Origin of the sequence: Aeromonas media (genome assembly GCF_000819985.1) — a bacterium.
Taxonomy (GTDB): Bacteria; Pseudomonadota; Gammaproteobacteria; order Enterobacterales; family Aeromonadaceae; genus Aeromonas; species Aeromonas media.
This window is the reverse complement of sequence record NZ_CDBZ01000101.1, coordinates 38,383-59,751: the sequence shown is the minus strand read 5'-3', so window position 1 is coordinate 59,751 and position 21,369 is coordinate 38,383. Positions and strand designations below refer to the sequence as shown.

The 21,369-nt window shown below is 62.6% G+C and carries 20 protein-coding genes; 9 read left to right on the top strand and 11 right to left on the bottom strand.

Annotated elements, in window-relative coordinates; translation table 11 throughout:
• Window positions 1-73: 73 nt before the first annotated feature.
• On the bottom strand, window positions 74-784 hold the full coding sequence (gene rstA, locus BN1127_RS09115; RefSeq protein ID WP_042649207.1) for a two-component system response regulator RstA: 711 nt from the start codon (window positions 782-784) through the stop codon (window positions 74-76).
• 146 nt (window positions 785-930) lie between these two features.
• A complete protein-coding gene (trmA, locus tag BN1127_RS09110; RefSeq protein ID WP_042649206.1) occupies window positions 931-2,037 on the bottom strand; it encodes a tRNA (uridine(54)-C5)-methyltransferase TrmA in 1,107 nt (368 codons plus the stop codon).
• 169 nt (window positions 2,038-2,206) lie between these two features.
• Between trmA and BN1127_RS09105 the strand changes: the two genes are divergently transcribed.
• Window positions 2,207-3,343 carry a DUF5610 domain-containing protein gene (locus BN1127_RS09105; RefSeq protein ID WP_042649205.1) on the top strand — a complete coding sequence of 379 codons (1,137 nt, stop codon included), beginning with the start codon at window positions 2,207-2,209 and terminating at the stop codon, window positions 3,341-3,343.
• An 85-nt stretch (window positions 3,344-3,428) separates the two neighbouring features.
• Complete coding sequence (locus BN1127_RS09100; RefSeq protein WP_005325467.1) at window positions 3,429-3,962, top strand: ATP--cob(I)alamin adenosyltransferase; 534 nt, start codon at window positions 3,429-3,431, stop codon at window positions 3,960-3,962.
• A gap of 64 nt (window positions 3,963-4,026) precedes the next feature.
• Here the strand turns inward: BN1127_RS09100 and malZ are convergent, their stop codons facing one another.
• The 9 genes from malZ to BN1127_RS09055 all read right to left on the bottom strand — a co-directional run bounded on the left by malZ (window position 4,027) and on the right by BN1127_RS09055 (window position 12,605).
• A complete protein-coding gene (malZ, locus tag BN1127_RS09095; RefSeq protein ID WP_042649204.1) occupies window positions 4,027-5,856 on the bottom strand; it encodes a maltodextrin glucosidase in 1,830 nt (609 codons plus the stop codon).
• A gap of 31 nt (window positions 5,857-5,887) precedes the next feature.
• Window positions 5,888-6,736 carry an HDOD domain-containing protein gene (locus tag BN1127_RS09090; protein WP_042649203.1) on the bottom strand — a complete coding sequence of 283 codons (849 nt, stop codon included), beginning with the start codon at window positions 6,734-6,736 and terminating at the stop codon, window positions 5,888-5,890.
• Window positions 6,737-6,805: 69 nt separating this feature from the next.
• Entirely contained in the window at window positions 6,806-7,225 is a 420-nt protein-coding gene (locus BN1127_RS09085) for an META domain-containing protein (RefSeq protein WP_042649202.1), read from the bottom strand.
• 171 nt (window positions 7,226-7,396) lie between these two features.
• Window positions 7,397-8,758: a molecular chaperone gene (yegD, locus tag BN1127_RS09080; RefSeq protein ID WP_042649201.1), complete on the bottom strand. Its 1,362-nt coding sequence runs from the start codon at window positions 8,756-8,758 to the stop codon at window positions 7,397-7,399.
• 281 nt (window positions 8,759-9,039) lie between these two features.
• Window positions 9,040-10,029: a 2-hydroxyacid dehydrogenase gene (locus BN1127_RS09075; RefSeq protein WP_042649200.1), complete on the bottom strand. Its 990-nt coding sequence runs from the start codon at window positions 10,027-10,029 to the stop codon at window positions 9,040-9,042.
• A gap of 77 nt (window positions 10,030-10,106) precedes the next feature.
• Window positions 10,107-10,586 carry a CreA family protein gene (locus BN1127_RS09070; protein ID WP_042649199.1) on the bottom strand — a complete coding sequence of 160 codons (480 nt, stop codon included), beginning with the start codon at window positions 10,584-10,586 and terminating at the stop codon, window positions 10,107-10,109.
• A 20-nt stretch (window positions 10,587-10,606) separates the two neighbouring features.
• Window positions 10,607-11,053, bottom strand: coding sequence for an Mpo1 family 2-hydroxy fatty acid dioxygenase (locus BN1127_RS09065; RefSeq protein WP_042649198.1), 447 nt, complete (start codon window positions 11,051-11,053; stop codon window positions 10,607-10,609).
• 120 nt (window positions 11,054-11,173) lie between these two features.
• Window positions 11,174-12,031, bottom strand: coding sequence for a hypothetical protein (locus BN1127_RS09060; protein ID WP_042649197.1), 858 nt, complete (start codon window positions 12,029-12,031; stop codon window positions 11,174-11,176).
• Between the two features lie 187 nt (window positions 12,032-12,218).
• The gene (locus BN1127_RS09055) at window positions 12,219-12,605 is read right to left on the bottom strand and encodes a TraR/DksA family transcriptional regulator (protein WP_005328486.1); all 387 of its coding nucleotides are present in this window, start codon (window positions 12,603-12,605) and stop codon (window positions 12,219-12,221) included.
• 462 nt (window positions 12,606-13,067) lie between these two features.
• Here BN1127_RS09055 and BN1127_RS09050 point away from each other — a divergent pair, with 462 nt between their 5' ends.
• The 7 genes from BN1127_RS09050 (at window position 13,068) to BN1127_RS09020 (ending at window position 21,356) form a co-directional block, all read left to right on the top strand.
• The gene (locus tag BN1127_RS09050) at window positions 13,068-14,399 is read left to right on the top strand and encodes a glutamine synthetase family protein (protein ID WP_005328484.1); all 1,332 of its coding nucleotides are present in this window, start codon (window positions 13,068-13,070) and stop codon (window positions 14,397-14,399) included.
• A gap of 270 nt (window positions 14,400-14,669) precedes the next feature.
• Window positions 14,670-16,031, top strand: a complete 1,362-nt coding sequence (locus tag BN1127_RS09045; protein WP_042649196.1) for an aspartate aminotransferase family protein — start codon at window positions 14,670-14,672, stop codon at window positions 16,029-16,031.
• 54 nt (window positions 16,032-16,085) lie between these two features.
• Window positions 16,086-17,183 carry an extracellular solute-binding protein gene (locus BN1127_RS09040; RefSeq protein ID WP_041206590.1) on the top strand — a complete coding sequence of 366 codons (1,098 nt, stop codon included), beginning with the start codon at window positions 16,086-16,088 and terminating at the stop codon, window positions 17,181-17,183.
• 121 nt (window positions 17,184-17,304) lie between these two features.
• Entirely contained in the window at window positions 17,305-18,384 is a 1,080-nt protein-coding gene (locus BN1127_RS09035; RefSeq protein ID WP_041206589.1) for a polyamine ABC transporter substrate-binding protein, read from the top strand.
• 76 nt (window positions 18,385-18,460) lie between these two features.
• Window positions 18,461-19,615, top strand: a complete 1,155-nt coding sequence (gene potA / locus BN1127_RS09030) for a polyamine ABC transporter ATP-binding protein (protein ID WP_005328474.1) — start codon at window positions 18,461-18,463, stop codon at window positions 19,613-19,615.
• On the top strand, window positions 19,612-20,517 hold the full coding sequence (locus tag BN1127_RS09025) for an ABC transporter permease subunit (RefSeq protein ID WP_042649195.1): 906 nt from the start codon (window positions 19,612-19,614) through the stop codon (window positions 20,515-20,517). The genes potA and BN1127_RS09025 overlap by 4 nt, the downstream gene beginning before the upstream one ends.
• Window positions 20,514-21,356, top strand: coding sequence for an ABC transporter permease subunit (locus BN1127_RS09020; RefSeq protein WP_005328470.1), 843 nt, complete (start codon window positions 20,514-20,516; stop codon window positions 21,354-21,356). The genes BN1127_RS09025 and BN1127_RS09020 overlap by 4 nt, the downstream gene beginning before the upstream one ends.
• Window positions 21,357-21,369 lie beyond the last annotated feature (13 nt).

Genomic DNA, 21,369 nt, shown 5'->3' with positions numbered 1-21,369 from the left:
ATCCCCTCATCCCCAACCCTTCTCCCGCAAGGGGAGCAGGGAGCAGAGAGCATCAAAGTCATTCGGTAACTGTTTATTCCCAGGCCTGGGGCACCAGCAGATAACCCTTCTGGCGCACCGTCTTGATCCGGGTCGGGTTGTTGCTGTCATCCCCAAGCCGGCGGCGCAGGCGGGAGATGGCCACGTCCATGCTGCGGTCCTGGCCGTCGTAATCGCGGCCCCGCAGGCTGCGAAACAGCGCCTCCCGTCCCAGGATCTGGCCGGCGTGGCAGGCCAGCTCCCACAAGAGATCGAAGTCGGCGGTAGAGAGGGGCACGCTGTCGCCATCGAGGCGCACGTCCCGACCCGGGCCGTCGATCCGCAGGCGGCCGAATTGCAGGCGCTGGGGCGGGGGGCTGGGAGCGAGTGGTTGGGATGCCCGCAGCCCCTGCTGGCGGAACTGGACCCGCAGCCGGGCCAGCAGCACGGGGGGCGGCGTGGTCTTGAGGATGTAGTCGTTGGCCCCCAGCTCCAGACTGAGGATCTGGTTCATGTCGCTGTCCAGCGAGGTGAGCATGACGATGGGGCCGGCAAAGCGCGGGCGCAGATCCCGGCACAGGGAGAGGCCGTCCTGTCCCGGCAGCATGATGTCGAGCAGCACCAGGTCGGGCTGCTCGACCTCCACCCTGGCGAGCGCCAGATCGCCCCGGCTCTCCAGCAGCACTTCTATGTCGTGGCGACCGAGCCAGCTGCTGATGAGCTGGCCTATGTCGGGATCATCTTCAACAAACAGAACGCGTGGCATGGTGGCGTGGCCCCGGCTATGGCGCGAATGCGCGTGTCGCCAGCATAACGGCTGCGCCAGCGCTCTGCACCGGGATAACTAATCAAACAGGGCCCGAGGCCCTGTTCTCATTCTGCCTGTCGAAGGGGATTGGCGTCCCTGCGGTATCAGCCTGCCTTGCGGCGCAGATAGACACCGGCTTCCATATGGTGGGTCCAGGGGAACTGGTCGAACAGGGCGAAGCGGGCGATCTCGTGGGTCTCGCCGAGGACCGCCATGTTGGCCTGCAGGGTCTCCGGGTTGCAGGAGATGTAGAGAATGTTGTCGTACTCCTGCACCAGCTTGACCGTGGCGTCGTCAAGGCCGGCACGGGGCGGGTCGACGAAGATGGTGTTGCACTGGTAAGCGCCGAGATCGACCCCCTTGAGGCGGTTGAACTCCCGCTCGCCGCGCATCGCCATGGTGAACTCCTCCGCCGACATGCGCAGGATGATCAGGTTGTCGACCCCGTTGGCGGCGATGTTGTACTGGGCTGAATCCACGCTCGGCTTGGCGATCTCGGTGGCCAGCACCTTGCGGAAGTTCTGGGCCAGGGCGATGGAGAAGTTGCCGTTGCCGCAGTAGAGCTCCAGCAGGTCACCCTCGCTGTCGTGGGTCACGTCCAGCGCCCAGCCCAGCATCTGCTCGTTGATGGCGGCATTGGGTTGGGTGAAGCTGTTCTCCACCTGCTTGTAGACCAGCTCGCGCCCCTGCACGTTGAGCCGCTCGATGACGAACTCCTCCCCCAGGCAGATCTTCTGCTTGTGGGCGCGGCCAATCAGTTGCAGATCGAACCCCTGGGCCCGCAGGTCGGCCTGCAGGGCCTCGGCAGCTTGCTGCCACTCCGCCTCCAGCTTGCGGTGGTAGAGCAGGCTGACGCACAGCTGGCCGGACTGGGTGGAGAGGTAGTCTATCTGGAACAGCTTGCGGCGCAGTACGGGGTGCGGGCGCAGCCCTGCCAGCAGCACTGGCATCAGCCGGTTGATGAGCAGGCTGGCGGTGGGGAAGCTGTCGACCCGGATGATCTCCTTGGTGGCCTGGGCATACATGCAGTGGAAGAGGTCATCCCCCTCGTGCCAGATGCGGAACTCGGCACGCATCCGGTAGTGCTCGGCGGGGGAGGCATGGACCTCAAGCGCGGGCGGATTGAAGTCGGCGAACAGCTGGGTGAGGCGATCGCGCTTTTCGTCGAGCTGGGCCTGGTAGTCGGCGGGGGTCCGCTGGGATTGGGTCATAGATACCTCAGATGCACACCGGCAGGGCCGGGCAGAAACCGGGGGAAGGCCGCAGCCAACCAAAGGGTGGGGATTTTAAAAGGCCGTCGCGGATTGTCCAAGTTTTTTGTGGTCAAGAAGTGGCCAGTCGGGCCGATAACCGATCCACCAGTATGGCGGGAGAGTGATGATGCAGATCGATGGCATGGGCGCAGCCCAACCCAAGGGAGTGGGCATTGCTCCCAAATCGCCTCAACAGGCAGAGTCGAAAACGGCGGGCAAGGGGGATGAGGTCTCCCTGAACAAGCCCCCGAAGTGGGCCCAGGTGCTGATCCAGCAGGCGCTGCAATTCGCGCTGGAGATCAACGGCCAGCACTATCAGGCCCCCAGGAGTCAGGAGTTCAAGCTGGATCCGCCAGAGGCAATCACCCCGGAGACCTTGTTCGATTACGAGACGGTGGCGGACAACGTGCTGCAGTTTGTCACCGGACGGCTGGGCGCGGCCCGTGCCGACGGCAAGTCGGATGAGGAGCTGGCCAAGATGATGGAGCAGGCCCGCAAAGGCGTGGACATGGGCTTCGGCGACGCCAGAAAGCAGCTCGGGGACTGGGCGGACAACGAGGACATCAAGACCGGCATGGATCAGAGCTACAAGCTGATCCAGGAGGGGCTGGAGTCCTTCGAGCAAGAGTTCTTCGGCGAGGTCTCGACCACGGATCTCGGGGCGGCCAAGATGGCCAGTCGGCAGCAGGCCTTCCTCGAGATCGAGACCCGGGACGGGGACAAGGTGATGCTGAGGTTCAGCGACAGCTGGCAGTTCAAGTCCCGTAACGACGGGAGCGGCAGCCAGTTCAGCCTCAAGTCGAGCCAGAGCTTCGACTTCTCCCTGGAAGGGGATCTCGACAGTGGCGAGATGGAGGCCATCGGCAAGCTGGTCAAGGGGCTGGACGAGCTGGCTGGCCAGTTCTTCGGAGGCGGGGAGGGCAAGACCCTGGCCGACAGGCTGGACGGGTTGCAACTGGACGACAGTCAGCTGGCCTCATACTCCCTCAAGCTCAAGCAGTCGGCCCGCTTGAGCCAGACCTATCAGGGGGCCCATTCGCTGCAGGAGGGCCTCAAGCCGCTGGCGGACTATCTGCCGAAGCTGAGCCAGTTGCAGCAGCAGGCCGATGCCCTGTTGCCGCCTGCCCAGCAGCAGGCGTTGACCCCTGCAGTACTGGCGGCGCGAGGCCAGAGTGAGGGGGCAGAGGGCGCCGGTTTCATGGGCTTCAACCAGCGGATGCTGGAGGCCATGAGGCTGCTCGGCCAGCAGATGGCGACCACCTGATCCCGGTTCGTCACCTCTCTGATGTGGCGTTTGCCAGCCCGGGCCCGGGCTGGCAAACTGCCCTTTTCTCCAGCCAGACGATGCCATGAACCCCAAGAAGCCAAGAGACAAGCGCGAGCTCTGCTACCCCTTCATCTTCGAGACCCAGTTCCAGTGTGACTACGAGATCGCCACCGACGAGCTCTGCTGTCAGGTGGGGGCCGTGCTCTCCCATCTGGTGCCGGATGAGGATACCCGGCCCGTGCTGGCGGATCTGGCGACCCTGCAACGACTCATCTACAACCTCAACGGCTCGGTGCGTGGCAGGCTCGGGATCTTCGAGGAAGATCTGGACTGGCTGAAGGGGCGTTACGATCACTACAACGAGGCGAGCCGCGGCCGGGTCACGGGTTTCGTGCTGCCCCAGGGACCCCAGCCCATTCCCACCCTGCACCTGTGCCGCTGCGGCAGCAAGAAGGTGGTGCGCCTGCTGGTGCGCCTCGAAGAGAGCGGCGTGCGCTTCGACTCCATTCTCTATCGTTTCGCCAACCTGCTGGCCAACTTCTTCTTCGTGCTGACCGTCTACCTCAAGCAGGCGTGGAATGTGCCGGAAGTCCCCTACGTCAGCATCAACTACTGAGGTTGCCGGGGTTTGCCGAAGCAACATGAAGAAAAACCGGAGCCTTGGGCTCCGGTTTTTGTTGTCAGCTCGACAGCAGCACCCTGGCCGAGTTGGCCGGTATGGTGAGCTGCACCTCCCCTTGCACCACCTCGAACTTGTCGCCGTTGAAGGCGTCGGTGAAGCGGCTGGCGGGGCTGGCGGTCTGCCACAGGGGCAGGCTGATGGTGCGCGGCTCCGTGGGGTGGCGGTTGCAGGCCACCACCACCTGATCGCTTTGCAGGGTGCGGGCAAACACATAGCTGTGAGGGCCGGCGTAGAGGGTCTGGATGTCCCCCCGGCGCAGGGCCGGGCGCTGCTTGCGGATCTGGATCAGGCGGCGGTAGTGATCGTGCAGCACGTGATCCCAGTCTGTGGTGTCCCAGGGGAAGCAGCGACGGCAGTCCGGATCGTTGCCGCCGGAGAGCCCCACCTCGTCGCCGTAGTAGATGGAGGGCACACCGATATAGGTGATGAGCAGGGTGGCGGCGAGCCGCATCCGCTGCTTGTCCTCCCCCAGCAGGCGCAGGAAGCGGGCGGTGTCGTGGCTGTCCAGCAGGTTGAACTGGGCCAGCTGGTTCTTGAAAGGGATATGAGCCCGGGCCAGCTTGAGCCAGCGGTCCAGCTCCTCGGCGCTGATCTTGATGGGGTGATAGGCGATGTCCTGCCCCGCCAGGAAGGCGCGGATGGGGTGGGCGAAGCCGTAGTAGTTCATGGCGCCGTCTTCCTGATCCCCCTGCAGCCACTGGCTCGCCTCGAAGAAGTGTTCGCCGAGCACGTAGGCGTCCGGGTTCTCCTGCTTGACGGCGCCGCGAATGGCGCGCACATGGCCGCTGTTGCCCATGGCCGAGCCCCGCTCTCCCAGCATGTGGATGACGTCGAAGCGCCAGCCGTCGATCTGGTAGGGGGCGCGCATCCAGTAGCGCAGAATGGCGTTGTCTGCCCGATACACGGCGTCCTGCACCTGCTCGCTGGCGAAGTCCAGCTTGGGCAGGCTGCGAATGCCTTTCCAGCTGACATAATCCCCTTCCTGGTCGAAGGTGTAGAAGCTGCGCCAGGGGGAGTCCGGGTTGCTCTGGGCTCCCAGCGGCGGGCAGAACCAGGGGTGATCGGTGGAGGTGTGGTTGACCACGGCGTCCAGGATGATCTTCATGCCGCGCTGATGCAGGTTGCGGGTCAGCTCGGCAAACTGGGCATTGGTGCCGAGGTGCGGGTCGACGCTGTAGTAATCCTGGGTGTCGTACTTGTGGTTGCTCGGCGAATCGAAGATGGGGTTGAGGTAGAGCGCCGTCACCCCGAGGGATTGCAGATAGTGCAGCTTGGCGTCTATGCCCGCCAGATCCCCGCCGTAGAACTCGCAGGCGCCGTGCCCCTCTTCGTGGCGGCTGACCGGCTCCCCCCAGGCCTTGCTGATGACCGCCTTGCCGCGGTACTCGTACTCGTGATGCTTGACGCTGAGCGAGGGATCGCCGTTGCAGAAGCGGTCCGGGAAGATCTGGTAGAAGACCTGATCCTGTACCCAGGTCGGCGGCTGATGATGGCTGTTGAAGCGGAAATGCTGCTCCCGCGGCGGCATGGCGGCGCTGACGCCCGCCCCGTGCAGCCACCACTGCTCCTGGTCGGTGAGGCACTTGAAGCAGTAGAGGTGGATCTCCTGCCCCTTGGCCAGCGGCAGCTCGACCTGCCAGACCTGCAGCCTGTCCCGGGTCGAAACCGGGCGCATGGCTACCAGATACTCCTCGTTGTCCGGCTCGTGACGCAGCCACACCTCGCGGATGGGGGCGTCCAGCTCGCTGAACAGGGTGAGCAACAGGGTATCGGCACTCTCTTTGAACCAGGGTGCCACCTGGGGATGAAACAGGAAGGGATGGGTCATGGTATCTACTGCATCAAAGGGTGGCCAGAGGCTACTGGGTCAGGAGGTCGGCGAGGGCATTGCCCTGCTCGTGGAGTTGCTCCAGCTGATCCGCCAGGGTGGCGGGATCCAGCCCGAGCTGGTCGGCCAGCGGCTTGGGGAAGCGCGCTATGATGGCCTGGGCCGGTACCCCGGCGTGCCAGGCGAAGGAGACGAAGACGGAGAGCCGGATCAGCACCGCCTCCTTGCTGACCGGATCGTGGGAGAGGGGATCCAGCTGCTGGGCGATGGCATCGACGAAGGAGGCCGACAGGTTCCAGCGCTTTGCCAGCTCGGCGCCGAGCTGGGCATAGTCGTAGCCCAGCATCTCCCGCTGGGCCTCGACCCTGCTGCTCCCCTTCTCGATGGCCAGGTTGATGAGCCCGGCCTCCTCCGGCAAGGTGCTCTGGATCAGCAGCTCGCCGATGTTGTGAATGAGGGCGCAGGTGAAGGCGCTCTCCGGATCCACCGCCTTGGTCTGCTGGGCCAGGGTGCGGGCTATGGTGGCGACCTGGAAGGTCTGGGTCCAGAAGCGGTGCTTGTCAAAGCCCGGGGGGGCCTTGAAGCTGCTGATGATGCCGGAGGCGACCACCACGGAGCGCAAGCGGTTGAAGCCGAGGCGGATCACCGCCTGCTCGATGGAGGTCACCTCGTTGCCCCGGCGCAGGGCGGCGGAGTTGGCCATCCGCAGCACCTTGACGCTGATCACCTGGTCCATGGCGATCTTGGCCGCGATCTCGTCGATGCGGGCATTCTCATCGTTGAAACTCTGCATCAGCTCGTGCAGCAGCTGCGGGATTGTGGGCAGTTGTTTGATCTTGCCAAACAGGCGATCCATCGACATGGCTGAGGCAGCCTCCATTGCGAACAGTGCCTCATATTGTGCCACAGCTGGGCCAGTTGTTCCTGTCGGCGAGTGGTTTTGTGAGCCCTAGTACACCCAGTCTCGCAGTCTGTATTCCAAACGGTGCCGTTTTCCGGTCAGGATCAGGGTCTGTGGCGTGCCACTCAGGGTGGCACCCTGGGTCAGGGTGGTCAGCACCGCCTGCTCCACGGCATCGAGCGGCGCCAGACAGGCCATCTCGGTGTTGCCTAGGCTGGTGACCCAGAGTCTGTCATCCTCGAGGTGGCCCTGGCCGAAGTAGCGGTTGCAGCCGGCGATGCCATTGACGGTGAGGTGTTCCCCTATCTCTATGTCGGGGGGATTGATGCGGCTGCTGGGGATGGCCTGGCCATCCAGCTTGTCGAGCACCCAGTGGTGGTGCTGCAGATCTTGCGAGGCGAAGCGGGGAGTACTGCTGCAGGCGCTGAGCAGGAGCAGGGCGAGCAGCAGTAGCAGAAATCTGGGCATGAAAGGGGCTCCGGTGGGGGGAGTGACAAGCATACCCGTGCCATGGCCCGGGAGGCAGGGCACGGGGGGGCCGGCCCGACCGCTTCTGTCGCCCTCAGGGAGAGGGGGGTGTCGGTAAATGGCAACACCTGCCCCGGCTGAGCCTGCTTATCCATGGCTCCCCTGACCGTCTCAGCCGGCGAACAACCGCTCGGCGTAACGGGCGAGCCCCGAGGCCACAGAACCGAAGTCATCCCCTCCCTCTAAAGGCACGGCGGGCAGCTTCTGGCGAATGAAGGCCTTGATGAGAGGGGAGCGGGCGCTACCGCCGGTGACGAAGATCCGGTCCGGCGCCACGCCGGCGGCGGCGATCGCCTCGTCCATCAGCTCGCCAATCTTCTCCAGCAGGGGGGCGGAGGCACTGGCCAGTTGAGGGCGGGTGAGTTCCGCCTCCAGCCCCTTCTCCAGCTCGTTCAGGGTCTGGTGGTTGAGCTCATGGTCGGACAGGGCGATCTTGCCCTGCTCGGCGCGCCACACCAGCTGGTGGCTCAGCTTGTGGGCCCGCAGGCTGGCGAGCCGTGAGAGTTTGCTGCCGGGCTGGCTGTCGAGCTGCAGATCCTGCAGCTGGCGGGCGGTATCCAGGCTGTAGAAGCGACTCTGGGCGCTGACGTCGTTGATGGCGGCCGCGTCCCAGAACAGCGGATGGGGCAGTGGCTTGCCGGTCTTGAGGGTCTCGTGCATGCCGAGCAGCGGCATCATGCCCTCCACCGTTAGCCGGATGTCGAAGTCGTTGCCGCCGATGCGCTGGCCGCTGTGGCCGAGCAGATCGCCGCTGCGATCCAGCCGGTCGCGGTGGCTCGGGCCCATGCGCAGCATGGAGCAGTCCGTGGTGCCGCCGCCTATGTCCACCACCAGCACCACGGCATCCTCGCTGAGTCGCGCCTCGAACTCGAAGCCGGCGGCCACCGGCTCGTAGAGAAACTCCACCCGCTCGAAGCCGGCGAGTCGGGCCGCCTCACCCAGGATGGCGATGGCCTGGCGGTTGCTCTCCTCCCCGGCCAGCCCCTGGAAGTTGACCGGGCGACCGATCACCGCCTGGCGCACCGGGGCACCTGTCTGCTGCTCCGCCTCGTGGCGGACGTGCAGCATCATGGCGCAGACGATGTCCTCGAACAGGGCTATCTGGGGCGCCTTGAGGCCGTAGGCCCCGAGGAAGGATTTCGGCGACTTGATGTAGTAACCGTCATCCGGCTCCTCCAGGTAGCGCTCCAGCGCCGCCCCGCCGAAGCTGAGCTCGTCGATGAGCCCCTCTTCGCGCATCTGGCGGCGCACCGCCTGGGCCCGGGTCACCACGGGGCCCCGCAGCTTGAGGTACTCCGCCTGCTGCGTACTTGCCAGCCGTTCGGCCAGCAGGCCGGCGATGGCGTCCCGGTGCGGGGCGTGCAGGGTGGAGGGGAGGTAGTGGGAACCGGAGAGGGTCAGCAGCCTGGGGCTGCCCTGTTCCATCACGGCGACGGCACAGTTGGAGGTACCGTAATCAAATCCGATAAACATGGGTGCCAGACTCCAGAGTAAAAAAGGAGGACTGGCCTACCCGAAGGTGCCGGATCTTACAACCCGGCGCACAGTCGGAGGTACAGTGAGCAAATCCGATGAACATGCTTGCCAGACTCCTGTACAAAAAAGGGCTGGTAGCCTACCCGAAGGCGCCGAGTCTCACAACCCGGCGCCATGGTTATTGCGCTCGCAGGGGACAACAGGGCGAGCGGGGTGCCTGTCTGCGCAGGAGACAGAGGGAGTGGCGCCCTCTGTCCTTCATCGCTGCGGGGGAGGGGTTACTCCACCTCGTTGTCGCTGCGGCCCTGGCTCTCTATGGCCTGGATGTTGCCGAGGGTGGTGTCGGCGATGGCGTGCAGCGCCTCCCGGGTCAGGAAGGCCTGGTGACCGGTGAACAGCACGTTGTGGCAGGCGGAGAGGCGGCGGAAGACGTCATCGGTGATCACCTCGTTGGACTTGTCCTCGAAGAAGAGATCTTCCTCCTCCTCGTAGACGTCCAGCCCCAGGGCGCCGATGCGGGAGGTCTTGAGGGCCTCGATGGCGGCGTTGGAGTCGAGCAGGCCGCCCCGGCTGGTGTTGATGATCATCACCCCGTCCTTCATCTTGGCGAAGGCCTCCTTGTTCAGCAGGTGGTAGTTCTCCTTGAACAGGGGGCAGTGCAGGCTGATGACGTCGGACTTGCGCAGCAGGGTGTCGATGTCCACGTACTCGGCCCCCAGATCGATGGCCGCCTGGTTCGGGTAGGGGTCGCTCACCAGCAGGCGCATGCCGAAGCCCTTGAGGATGCGCAGGGTGGCGATGCCGATCTTGCCGGTGCCTATGATGCCGGCGGTGCGGCCGTGCATGTTGAAGCCGACCAGCCCCTCCAGGGAGAAGTTGGCGTCGCGGGTGCGCTGGTAGGCCTTATGGATGCGGCGGTTGAGGGTCATCATCAGGCCCACCGCGTGCTCGGCGACCGCCTCGGGGGAGTAGGCGGGTACCCGCACCACTTTCAGACCCAGCTCCTTGGCGGCCACCAGATCCACGTTGTTGTAACCGGCGCAGCGCAGGGCGATGACCTTGGTGCCGTTGGCGGCCAGCTCGGTCAGCACCTCCCGGTCGGCGTCATCGTTGACGAACAGGCAGACCACGGGGAAGTGATGGGCGAGGCGGGCTGTCTTGGCCTCCAGCCGCACGTCGAAGAACTCCAGCTCGAAGCCGTACTGGCTGTTGGCCTGATTGAAGTGTTCCTTGTCGTAGCTCTTGGTACTGAAAACGGCGACTCTCATGGGGCGCTCTCCGCAGATAATGATGTGGTTAAATTACAACAAATAGTGACCGTCATCACGGGATAAATGGTGGGGATTCAGCCCCACGGCATGATGGGAACGGCGCTCACTGCACTCTTGTACGAGCCATCCACCAACTTGGTGCTGTAAGTCAGATAGACAAGGGCATTGCGCTTCTCGTCGTAAAAACGCACCACCTTCTGCTCCTTGAACACCAGGGAGGTGCTGACGTCGAACACCTCTTCCCCGGCTTTGAGTTTGGCGGGCAGGGTGATGGGGCCTGTCTGGTGGCACGACAGTGAGGCGTGGGAGGGATCTTCCGCCAGCCCGAGACCACCCTTGACGCCCCCAGTCTTGGGGCGCGCCAGATAGCAGGCGACACCGGCGATTTTCGGGTCGTCGAACGCCTCCACCAGGATCTTGTGGTTCGGGCCGACCAGCTTGAAGGCGGTACTCACCTCGCCGACGGGATCGGCCTTGTCGGCCAGCGCCGGACCGGCAAACAGTATGCCCAGCAGCAGAGGCAGGGCGCGGGTAAGGGGGGAGTGGTGTGTCATGATTTCTCCTTTGGCTTCCCTCAGTAGGGGATGCCCAAGCGACGATAGAGGCTGGCCAGCACCCAGGCGGGGCCTACCAGCAGAAATTGCAGGTCGGCGAGGAAGGAGGGGCGCTTCCCCTCTATTCGGTGGCCGACGAACTGGGCTACCCAGAGCAGCGCGAAGCCGCACAGGGCGGGCCACAGCAAGGGGCCTTGCCAGCTGTGGCAGAGGACCAGCCCCAGCGCGGTCAACGCCGTCATTCCCACGAACAGGGCAAACGACAACTGCAGGTAGAAGGCCAGCACCGGAATGGCCGCCAGCGCCGCCCAGTTGAGCGACGGCGGCAACGGGCCTGCCGGCAGACACCAGAGCAGGGCCAGGGTGCAGAGGTAGATACCAGGCACGGCCACCTTGTGGATGGCCACATTGACCGGGTGCTGGTGGCTCTGGCCGTAGTCGCTGAACCTGTCGTCGAGTCGCTTCATGGCACCTCCCTGGTGCGGCGGTTGAAACCGGTTCGCTCATTCCCTGCGAGCCTGTGGTCAGGGACCAACGCCCTTTGTCGCGGTGGAAAGTCCCAGCGCCAGTGCGCCGGAATCCCGGCATTACTGCCTGGGCGGATAATCCCAATATTGGGCTGGAATGCTCCTGAGCAAGGGGGTCATGTCCGGGTTGGGCAGGGAGATGGTGACCCTCTGCTCCAGATTCGCGCTGGCCAGGGCCTCGCGGATCCTGGGATTCTCGTGGAAGAACTTCATGAAGCTGCCGTCGGCATAGGCCCGCTCCAGTCCTGTCTGGATCGCCTTGGCCAGCTTGGGAGACTCTGGGCTGACGAAGAAGAACTCGGCGAAGGGGTAGCGGATCAGCAGGTGCTGCTCTATGGCGAGATTGGGGTACTGGGCCGCCAGCTCACGGCGTTCCGCGAAGATCTCCACCAGACCGCGGGGAAAGAAGTCGAGCTTGTCGCCGTCGTTGATGAGACGGAACAGGTTGCTGTAGCGTCCCGCATAGGTTGCTATGCCCGCCTGCTCCAGGATCTTGTTGTCGGCCCAGCCGACCCCCTGGGCCGCCTTCAGCTGCCGGAGATCCGCCAGGGTGTTGACCTGGTTGAACTTCTCCTGGGCATCGCCGTGGATGAACGACAGCCGCAGTCCTTCCAGACCACGGAACAGCGGAATGGGGACGGGGATCAGGGCGGATTCGAGGGTGCTGGAGGTACCCATCCAGAACACGTTGATGGTTTTGCCCTTGCGCAGCTCCTGCTGCAGGGTGAACTGATTGAGATTGAGGTCGACCCGCTTCAGCTTGTAGGGCTGTCCGGCACGGTCGAGTGCCAGCTCCAGCAGCTTGAGCTGGTATTCGCTGTCGAGGTCATTGATCGGTCGGCTGGGGACCTTGACGGTGAGCGTCTGCGCCTGTGCCAGCAGCGGCAGGCACAAACACAGCTTGATGAGCCATTTCACGCTCTGATCTCCTGTAGAGTCCGGGACTTGCCCGGAGTCTAACAGAAGTTGTCACGCTCTTGCTGTGAAGCCGCGAACAAGGCTCATGTGCGGCCCGGCATGCTCGTCTGTCTAGACGGACGCCGCTGCCTGTGCACGGCCTTGCCTGCAGCCCGGTGCGACAAGGTGGTGACGGTTCACTGGCGTATCAGGCGACGCGGCGGAACACGTGGGTATCGTTGAATTCCTTGGTGCTCTGGCACTCGACGCAGAAGCGGGACTCAGGACGAGCCTGCAGCCGCTTGAGGGAGATCTCGTCACCGCAGGATTCGCAGTAGCCAAAGTCTCCTTCATTGATGCGTTTCAACGCCCCTTTCAGCTTGCGCAGATGCAGCTTGTCGTGCTCGATGCGGTTCAGCTCCAGACGGCGGGCCTCCTCGATGCTGGCACGATCAATTTCATCGGCCATCTCGTTGGTATCGGTGGCGATGGCCTGGCTGGCTTGGGAGTTGAGACGCTCTTCGAGCTCGAGGATTTGTCGCTCGATCTGACCCTTGTAAAAGGCCAGTTGGTCTTCAGTCATGAAATCACACATAGGGTTTGCTACCAGTCAGTTTCCCAATTTTTCCCATTTATGGGGGCTGTCGGCCCGCAGACCAAGCCCCTGTAGTCCGATTTGCACCAAATCCATGCAGGAGAGTGCAAATCAGGGCGGGCCTTGTACCAAAAAAATGCAGGTATGCAAAGCGAATCGGATAAGGATTGTGCGCCCTTGCAAAGAAATGGGCCCGCTCCGACAGGGGCTGACTGAGTATCGAGCAGGATCTGTCCATCCTTGGCATCGGGCTTGCAGTGGGCTGATCATGGCACAGGGTGTTTAGTATTTGGTGCCGCGCTGGTCATTATATCAGCCGTTGTTTATAGTTTTTTAAACACCACTGCTTGACAAAGGCCTTTATCGCGGGCTTTTATGGTGAGGTCGATTACATTTTCTTAACAATGGTGTTCCTTATATTAGACACCCTTGCCAATGACAACCGTAGAGTCGGGGTTTAACATGGACAGTATCAAGGGCTGGATGGAGAGCAATCGCATCACGGAAGTGGAGTGCCTGTTCCCGGATTTCACCGGCAATGCCCGAGGCAAGATCATTCCAGCCAACAAGTTTCTGCGCGAAGGGGGCATGCGGCTGCCCGAGGTCATCTTCACCCAGACGGTGACCGGCGAGTACCCGGATGACGACAGCATGATCGACCCGCTGGAGCGGGACATGCAGCTCTATCCCGATCCCAACACCATTCGTTTCGTGCCCTGGGCACTGGAGCCCACGGCTCAGGTGATCCACGACTGTTTCGACATCAATGGCAAGCTGATCGACATAGCGCCGCGCTCCGTGCTGCGCCGGGTCCTGTCATTTTACGAGAAGCAGGGCTGGAAGCCGGTGGTGGCCCCCGAGCTCGAATTCTATCTGGTCAAGCGCAACGAAGACCCCGACTATCCGCTGGTGCCGCCGGTGGGCCGCAACGGCCGCCCCGAGACGGCTCGCCAGTCGTTCAGCATCGATGCGGTCAACGAATTCGATCCCATCTTCGAGGACATGTACGACTACTGCGAGGCCCAGGAGCTGGAGGTGGACACCCTGATCCACGAGTCCGGCGCTGCCCAGATGGAGATCAACTTCCTGCACGGTGACGCCATCGATCTCGCCGACCAGGTGTTCCTGTTCAAGCGCACCATGCGGGAGGCTGCCCACCGTCACGGCATCTATGCCACCTTCATGGCCAAGCCCATGAGCGATGAGCCTGGCTCCGCCATGCACATCCACCAGAGCCTGGAAGACGCCGAGGGGCGGAACCTGTTTGGCACCAGCGAAGGGGGCAACTCCGCCCTGTTCATGCACTTCATCGCCGGCCTGCAGAAGTACACCCCGGCAGTGACCGCCCTGCTGGCGCCGAACGTCAACTCCTACCGCCGCCTCACCTTCGGCGAGAGCGCGCCGCGCAACGTGCAGTGGGGCGTGGAAAACCGCACCTGCGGCCTGCGGGTGCCCTTCTCGGAGCCGAGCGCGCGCCGGGTTGAGAACCGCTTCGCCGGGGCCGACGCCAACCCCTATCTGGCGCTGGCCGCCACCCTGGCCTGCGGCTACCTCGGCATGCTGGAGAAGCTGGAGCCCATGCAGGAGATGAAGGCGAGTGCCTATGACCTGCCCTACAGCCTGCCCCGTTCCCTGGAGGAGTCGCTCAGCCATCTGGAGCAGTGCGAGCCCATCAAGGACATGCTGGGGGAGCGCTTCATCCGCGCCTTCGTCGCGGTCAAGCGCAAGGAGTACGAGACCTACTTCGGGGTGATCAGCCGCTGGGAACGGGAATTCCTGCTGCTGAACGTCTGACCCGTCTCGGGAGGGGTGCAGGTCCCTCCCGTCACTCTCAAAGCAAGATGGCACTGGCTCGTGAGGGGCAGCCGATGGCGCCCGCTCGCGGCCGCACCGTGCCCGTGGGCCAGCCCATGGATGCCTGCACGAAGATCGCTTACATCGAAGGAATCGAGGAGCAAGCAACGCAGCATTCCGCCCGTGAGTAGCAGTGACCGGGAGAGTGCCAGCCACCCTCGACATTGACGAATAAACATCGCTTACATCGAAGGAACCGAGGAGCAAGCAATGAAGCAGACCACCCGCGAGTGGCAGCAACTGGATGCCAGCCACCACCTGCATCCCTTCACCGACTTTCAGGCCCTGAACAAGAAGGGCAGCCGCATCATCACCAAGGCCGAGGGGGTCTATCTGGAAGACTCCGACGGGCGCCGCATCCTGGACGGGATGGCGGGCCTGTGGTGCGTCAACCTGGGTTATGGCCGCCAGGAGCTGGTGGATGCCGCCACCAGACAGATGCAGCAACTGCCCTATTACAACCTCTTCTTCCAGACCAGCCATCCCCCTGCCGCCGAACTGGCGACCCTGCTGGCCGAGATCACGCCGCCCCATCTCAACCATGTCTTCTTCACCGGCTCGGGCTCGGAGTGCAACGACACCGTGCTGCGGATGGTGCGCCACTACTGGGCCAGCAAGGGGCAGCCGGACAAGCAGGTGATCATCAGCCGTCACAACGCCTATCACGGCTCCACGGTGGCGGGGGCCAGTCTGGGGGGCATGAAGGGGATGCATGCCCAGGGCGGGCTGCCTATTCCTGGTATCGTGCACATCGATCAGCCCTATCACTTTGGCGAGGGGCAGGGGATGAGCGCCCACGAATTCGGGCTGGCCCGTGCCCGTCAGCTAGAGGAGAAGATTCTGGAGCTGGGGGTGGACAAGGTGGCCGCCTTCATCGGCGAGCCGATCCAGGGCGCCGGCGGCGTCATCATTCCGCCCGACAGCTATTGGCCCGAGATCCAGCGCATCTGCGACCAGTACGGCATCCTGCTCATCGCCGACGAGGTGATCTGCGGTTTCGGCCGCACCGGTCACTGGTTTGCCAGCGAAGGGTTCGGCATCAAGCCTGACCTCATGTGTCTGGCCAAGGGCATCACCTCGGGCTACCTGCCGATGGGGGCCGTGATGGTGGGCGACAGGGTCGCCAGGGTGCTGGTGGAAGAGGGGGGTGAGTTCAACCACGGCTTCACCTACTCCGGTCATCCGGTGGCCTGCGCCGTGGCCATCGCCAATATCCAGCTTATGCAAAGTGAGAGCATAGTTAAGCGCGTCCATGATAGTATCGGCCCCTATTTGCAGCGCCGCTGGAGCGAGCTTGCCGATCACCCGCTGGTGGGAGAAACCCGGGGTAAAGGCCTGGTCGCCGCGTTGGAAATAGTGCAGGACAAACAGACGAAACGCCGTTTCCCGGCCGAACTGCACGCCGGGATGACGTGTCGGGAGTTCTGTTTTAACAATGGCTTGGTGATGAGGGCTGTCGGCGATACCATGATCATATCGCCCCCCTTGGTGATCACCGAGGAACAGGTGGATGAATTGGTCAAACTGGCCAGGCTCAGTCTGGATCTGACGGCAGCAAAGCTGCGGGAATAGGCTGCAACCGGGCAGATTGGCTTACGCATACAATTTGCTTAGGAGACAAGGACTATGTCTTTTAAAAAGGGAATGATGGCTGCTTCCGTGGCGCTGGTCATGATGAGTACCGGGGCGATGGCCGACGAGAAGGTGCTGCACGTCTATAACTGGAGCGATTACATCGGCCCGACCACGCTGGAAGACTTCCAGAAAGAGACGGGCATCAAGGTGGTGTATGACGTGTTTGACAGCAACGAGGTGCTGGAAGCCAAGTTGCTGGCAGGCAGTTCAGGTTATGACATCGTGGTTCCGTCGAACCCCTTCCTGGCCAAGCAGATCAAGGCTGGCGTCTTCCAGAAGCTGGACAAGTCCAAACTCTCCAACTGGAAAAACCTGGATACCTCGTTGCTCAAGGCGCTCGAACCGAGTGACCCGGGCAACCTGTACTCCATCCCTTACCTGTGGGGCACCATTGGCTACGCCTACAACGTCGAGAAGGTGAAAGCCGTGCTGGGTGCTGATGCGCCTGTGGATTCTTGGGATCTGGTGTTCAAGCCGGAGAACATGGCCAAGTTGAAGGAGTGCGGTGTCTCCTTCCTCGACTCGCCGACCGAAATGCTGCCGGCTGCCCTGCAATACCTGGGCTTCAAGCCGGATAGCCAGAAGCCGGACGAGTTGAAGAAGGCCGAGGAGCTGTTCCTCTCCATCCGCCCCTATACCGCCTATTTCCACTCCTCCAAGTACATTTCGGATCTGGCCAACGGCAACCTGTGCGTGGCGGTCGGTTACTCCGGTGACTTGCAGCAGTCCAAGTCCCGGGCGATCGAGGCCAAAAACGGTGTCAATCTGACCTATGTGATCCCGAAAGAGGGGGCCGGCAGCTTCTTCGACATGCTGGCTATTCCGGCCGATGCGAAGAACGTGGAATCGGCCCATGTGTTCCTGAACTATCTGATGCAGCCCGAGGTGATCGCCAAGATCTCCGACGCGGTCAGTTACCCGAGCGGGAACAAGGCTTCCGTGCCGCTGGTGTCCGAAGCGATCCGCAACGATCCGGGTATCTACCCGAGCGAGGCGACGCTGGCGAAGATCTACACCTTCCCGGATCTGCCGGCCAAGGTGCAGCGTCTGATGACCCGCAGCTGGACCAAGATCAAGTCAGGCAAGTAAGTGACGAGTACCCCTCCCGGTCCGCAGTTCGGCCGGGAGGGTGGTGACCACCCGACAGGTTGGACGGTGCGTATGGATGCGCAACTGGCAACATCACACAAATGAGGACTGATAAGTGCACATGACCAAGATGGCAACGCTGGCCCTGACCCTGGGGTTTGCAAATCTGACCCAGGCAGCCCCTGTGGTTCATTTTTACAACTGGTCCGATTATATCGGCGAAACCACCCTCAGTGACTTTCAGCAGAAGACCGGGATCAAGACCGTCTACGACGTGTTTGACTCCAACGAGACGCTGGAGGGCAAGCTGCTGACCGGACGAACCGGTTACGATCTGGTCGTGCCTTCCAACAATTTCCTGGCCAAGCAGATCCAGGCGGGGGCCTTCCAGAAGCTGGATCCCGCCCTGCTGCCCAACCTGAGCAACCTGGATCCCCTGCTGCTCAAGCAGCTCGACAAGGTGGATCCGGGCCATCAGTACGCCGTGCCCTATCTGTGGGGCACCAACGGCATCGGCTACAACGTCGAGAAGGTGAAGGCCGTGCTGGGGGTCGACAAGATCGACTCCTGGGCCACCATCTTCGAGCCGGAAAACATGAAGAAGCTCTCCCACTGCGGGGTGGCCTTCCTCGACTCGGCGGACGAGATGATCCCGGCTGCCCTGAACTACCTCGGCCTCAATCCCAACAGCCACGATCCTGCGGATCTCAAGCGCGCCGAAGAGCAACTGCTCAAGGTGCGCCCCTATGTGACCTACTTCCACTCCTCCAAGTACATAGGGGATCTCGCCAATGGCGACATCTGTGTGGCGGCGGGGTTCTCCGGTGACATACTGCAGGCGGCGGCTCGGGCCGACGAGGCGGGCAAGGGGATCAAGATTGCCTACAGCATCCCGAAGGAGGGGGGCAATCTGTGGTTCGACATGATGGCGATCCCCTCCGATGCCACCAACGTCAAAGAGGCTCACGCCCTGATCAACTACATTCTCGAGCCGCAAGTGATCGCCAAGGTGAGCGACTACGTGGGCTACGCGAACCCGAACATCAAGGCGGGAGAGTTCATGGACAAGGCCGTGCGCGATGACGAGTCTGTCTATCCCCCCCAGGCGGTGCTGGAGCGTCTGTATGTGCAGGAAGCACATCCCCGCTCGGTGCAGCGCCTGATCACCCGGAGTTGGACCAAGATCAAGTCCGGAACCTAACCTTGGCGCCCATCCCGGGGCGCCAGATTGTATTGATGGATCGGCCCCGGCCGGTATCACCTTTGGGAGTTTGGTAATGGCGATAGCCTCCAGTGCCTACAAGAAAGCCCTCGAGGGCAGCCAGCAGCGTAAAGAAGTGCTGGTCAAAATAGACAGGGTAAGCAAGCAGTTCGACGAAACGCTGGCGGTCGACAACGTGTCTCTCAACATCCACAAGGGCGAGATCTTCGCCCTGCTGGGTGGTTCAGGTTCCGGCAAGTCCACCTTGCTGCGGATGCTGGCCGGGTTCGAGCGCCCCACCGAGGGGCGGCTGTTTCTGGATGGGGTCGACATTACCGACATGCCGCCCTATGAACGTCCCATCAACATGATGTTCCAGTCCTACGCCCTGTTTCCCCACATGACGGTGGCGCAGAACATCGCCTTCGGCCTCAAGCAGGATGGCCTGCCCAAGGCAGAGGTCGACGCCCGGGTGGAGGAGATGCTCAAGCTGGTGCAGATGACCCAGTATGCACGCCGCAAACCGCACCAGCTCTCCGGTGGTCAACGCCAGCGGGTCGCCCTGGCCAGGTCGCTGGCCAAGCGCCCCAAGCTGCTGTTGCTGGATGAGCCCATGGGGGCGCTGGACAAGAAGCTGCGCTCCAAGATGCAACTGGAGCTGGTGGAGATCATCGAGCGAGTCGGCGTAACCTGCGTCATGGTGACCCACGATCAGGAAGAGGCCATGACCATGGCGGAACGGATCGCCATCATGCACCTCGGCTGCATCGAGCAGATCGGCAGCCCGATGGACATCTACGAAACCCCGGCCAGCCGGCTGGTGTGCGAGTTCATCGGCAACGTCAACCTGTTTGATGGCCTGCTGGTGGAAGATGAGCAGGACCACGCCACCATCGCCTGCGCGGATCTGGAGCAGCCCATCTACGTGGGCCATGGCATCAGCTCCCGTGCCGAGAACAAGAAGGTGACCTACGCCCTGCGGCCGGAAAAATTGCTGATGAGCCTGCACAAGCCGGAGGAGATCGAGCATCCGGACTTCAACTGGACCAAGGGTGAGGTCTATGACATTGCCTATCTGGGCGGCCACTCGGTTTATCACATCCAGCTGCCCTCGGGCAAAATCGTTCAGGCTTTCATCGCCAATGCCGAACGCCACGGCAAGCGGCCAACCTGGGATGACCAGGTGTTCCTGTATTGGGAAGATGACAGCGGCGTGGTGCTGCAATCATGAAGGCATTGAGACGACTCAAGCAGATGGGGGGGCGCCAGCTGGTGATCGGCATCCCCTTCTTCTGGCTCTTCCTGTTCTTCCTGCTGCCCTTCGTCATCGTGGTGAAGATCAGCTTCGCCGAGGCTGATGTGGCGATCCCGCCCTACACCGACGTGGTGACCTGGGCAGACAGTCAGCTCACCATCTTGCTCCACATGGGCAACTACCTGCTGCTGCAGGAGGATGAGCTCTATATCGCGGCCTATTTGGGTTCCCTCAAGATGGCCTTCATCAGCACGCTTCTGTGCCTGCTGATCGGCTATCCCATGGCCTACTCCATCGCACGGGCCAACAAGGAGACCCAGACCGTTCTGCTGTTGCTCATCATGATGCCGACCTGGACCGCGATCCTGATCCGGGTCTACGCCTGGATGGGCATCCTCAGCAACAACGGCCTGCTCAACAGCTTCTTGCTGGGGATTGGGGCAATAGACGAGCCCTTGCAGATCCTCAACACCAACCTGGCGGTCTACATCGGCATCGTTTACTCCTACCTGCCGTTCATGGTGCTGCCGCTCTATGCCAATCTGGTCAAACATGACCAGAGCCTGCTGGAGGCGGCCTCCGATCTCGGCGCCCGCAACCTGACCCGGTTCTGGCAGATCACGGTGCCGCTCTCCAAGAACGGCATCATCGCCGGTTGCATGCTGGTCTTCATTCCCGTGGTGGGCGAGTTCGTCATCCCCGAGATGCTGGGCGGCCCGGAGACCCTGATGATCGGCAAGGTGCTGTGGCAGGAGTTCTTCAACAACCGCGACTGGCCGGTGGCGTCCGCCCTGGCGGTGGTGATGCTGGCGGTGCTGATCATTCCGATCATCCTGTTCAACCGCAACCAGGCCAAAGAGCTGGAGGGGAAAGTATGAGGCGCTTTGGTTTTGCCAGGCTGATGCTTTGGCTGGGGCTGCTGTTCATCTACCTGCCCATGATCATCATGGTCATCTACTCCTTCAACGCCTCCAAGCTGGTGACGGTGTGGGGGGGCTGGTCCTTGAAGTGGTATTTCGGTCTGCTCGACAACAAACAGTTGATTGGCTCCGTGTTCCGCTCCCTGGAGATCGCCTTCTACACCGCCATCGCCGCGGTGGCGCTGGGGACTGTGGCGGCCTTCGTGCTGACCCGGATCCCGCACTTCCGTGGCCGCACCCTGTTTGGCGGCATGGTGACGGCGCCCCTGGTGATGCCAGAGGTGATCACCGGTCTGTCGCTGCTGCTGCTGTTCGTGGCCATGGCCCAGCTGGTGGGCTGGCCCGCCGAGCGGGGCATGCTGACCATCTGGATTGCCCACACCACCTTCTGTACCGCCTATGTGGCGATCGTGGTGTCGGCCAGGCTGCGGGAACTGGATCTCTCCATCGAGGAGGCGGCCATGGATCTTGGCGCCAAGCCGTGGAAGGTGTTCTTCCTCATCACCATCCCGATGATAGCCCCGTCACTGGCGGCGGGTGGCATGATGTCGTTCGCCCTGTCGCTGGATGATCTGGTGCTGGCGAGCTTCGTCTCCGGCCCAGGTTCCACTACCCTGCCGATGGAGGTGTTCTCGGCGGTGCGCCTCGGGGTGAAACCCGAGATCAACGCGGTGGCGAGCCTGATCCTGCTGTCGGTGTCGCTGTTCACCTTCGGCAGTTGGTACCTGATGGCGAGGGCGGAGAAACGCCGCCGTGCCGAGATTGCCATGACCACCCAGATGCAGGCCGTCGCCTGACCCCGGGGCTGTT

Coding starts and splice junctions, on each gene's coding strand:
- BN1127_RS09050 (WP_005328484.1), top strand. CDS start 13,068: ATGGACAGTATCAAGGGCTGGATGGAGAGCAATCGCATCACGGAAGTG.
- BN1127_RS09055 (WP_005328486.1), bottom strand. CDS start 12,605: ATGTGTGATTTCATGACTGAAGACCAACTGGCCTTTTACAAGGGTCAG.
- BN1127_RS09020 (WP_005328470.1), top strand. CDS start 20,514: ATGAGGCGCTTTGGTTTTGCCAGGCTGATGCTTTGGCTGGGGCTGCTG.
- BN1127_RS09070 (WP_042649199.1), bottom strand. CDS start 10,586: ATGACACACCACTCCCCCCTTACCCGCGCCCTGCCTCTGCTGCTGGGC.
- malZ (WP_042649204.1), bottom strand. CDS start 5,856: ATGACCCATCCCTTCCTGTTTCATCCCCAGGTGGCACCCTGGTTCAAA.
- potA (WP_005328474.1), top strand. CDS start 18,461: ATGGCGATAGCCTCCAGTGCCTACAAGAAAGCCCTCGAGGGCAGCCAG.
- BN1127_RS09100 (WP_005325467.1), top strand. CDS start 3,429: ATGAACCCCAAGAAGCCAAGAGACAAGCGCGAGCTCTGCTACCCCTTC.
- trmA (WP_042649206.1), bottom strand. CDS start 2,037: ATGACCCAATCCCAGCGGACCCCCGCCGACTACCAGGCCCAGCTCGAC.
- BN1127_RS09025 (WP_042649195.1), top strand. CDS start 19,612: ATGAAGGCATTGAGACGACTCAAGCAGATGGGGGGGCGCCAGCTGGTG.
- rstA (WP_042649207.1), bottom strand. CDS start 784: ATGCCACGCGTTCTGTTTGTTGAAGATGATCCCGACATAGGCCAGCTC.
- yegD (WP_042649201.1), bottom strand. CDS start 8,758: ATGTTTATCGGATTTGATTACGGTACCTCCAACTGTGCCGTCGCCGTG.
- BN1127_RS09075 (WP_042649200.1), bottom strand. CDS start 10,029: ATGAGAGTCGCCGTTTTCAGTACCAAGAGCTACGACAAGGAACACTTC.
- BN1127_RS09040 (WP_041206590.1), top strand. CDS start 16,086: ATGTCTTTTAAAAAGGGAATGATGGCTGCTTCCGTGGCGCTGGTCATG.
- BN1127_RS09045 (WP_042649196.1), top strand. CDS start 14,670: ATGAAGCAGACCACCCGCGAGTGGCAGCAACTGGATGCCAGCCACCAC.
- BN1127_RS09090 (WP_042649203.1), bottom strand. CDS start 6,736: ATGGAGGCTGCCTCAGCCATGTCGATGGATCGCCTGTTTGGCAAGATC.
- BN1127_RS09065 (WP_042649198.1), bottom strand. CDS start 11,053: ATGAAGCGACTCGACGACAGGTTCAGCGACTACGGCCAGAGCCACCAG.
- BN1127_RS09035 (WP_041206589.1), top strand. CDS start 17,305: ATGACCAAGATGGCAACGCTGGCCCTGACCCTGGGGTTTGCAAATCTG.
- BN1127_RS09105 (WP_042649205.1), top strand. CDS start 2,207: ATGCAGATCGATGGCATGGGCGCAGCCCAACCCAAGGGAGTGGGCATT.
- BN1127_RS09085 (WP_042649202.1), bottom strand. CDS start 7,225: ATGCCCAGATTTCTGCTACTGCTGCTCGCCCTGCTCCTGCTCAGCGCC.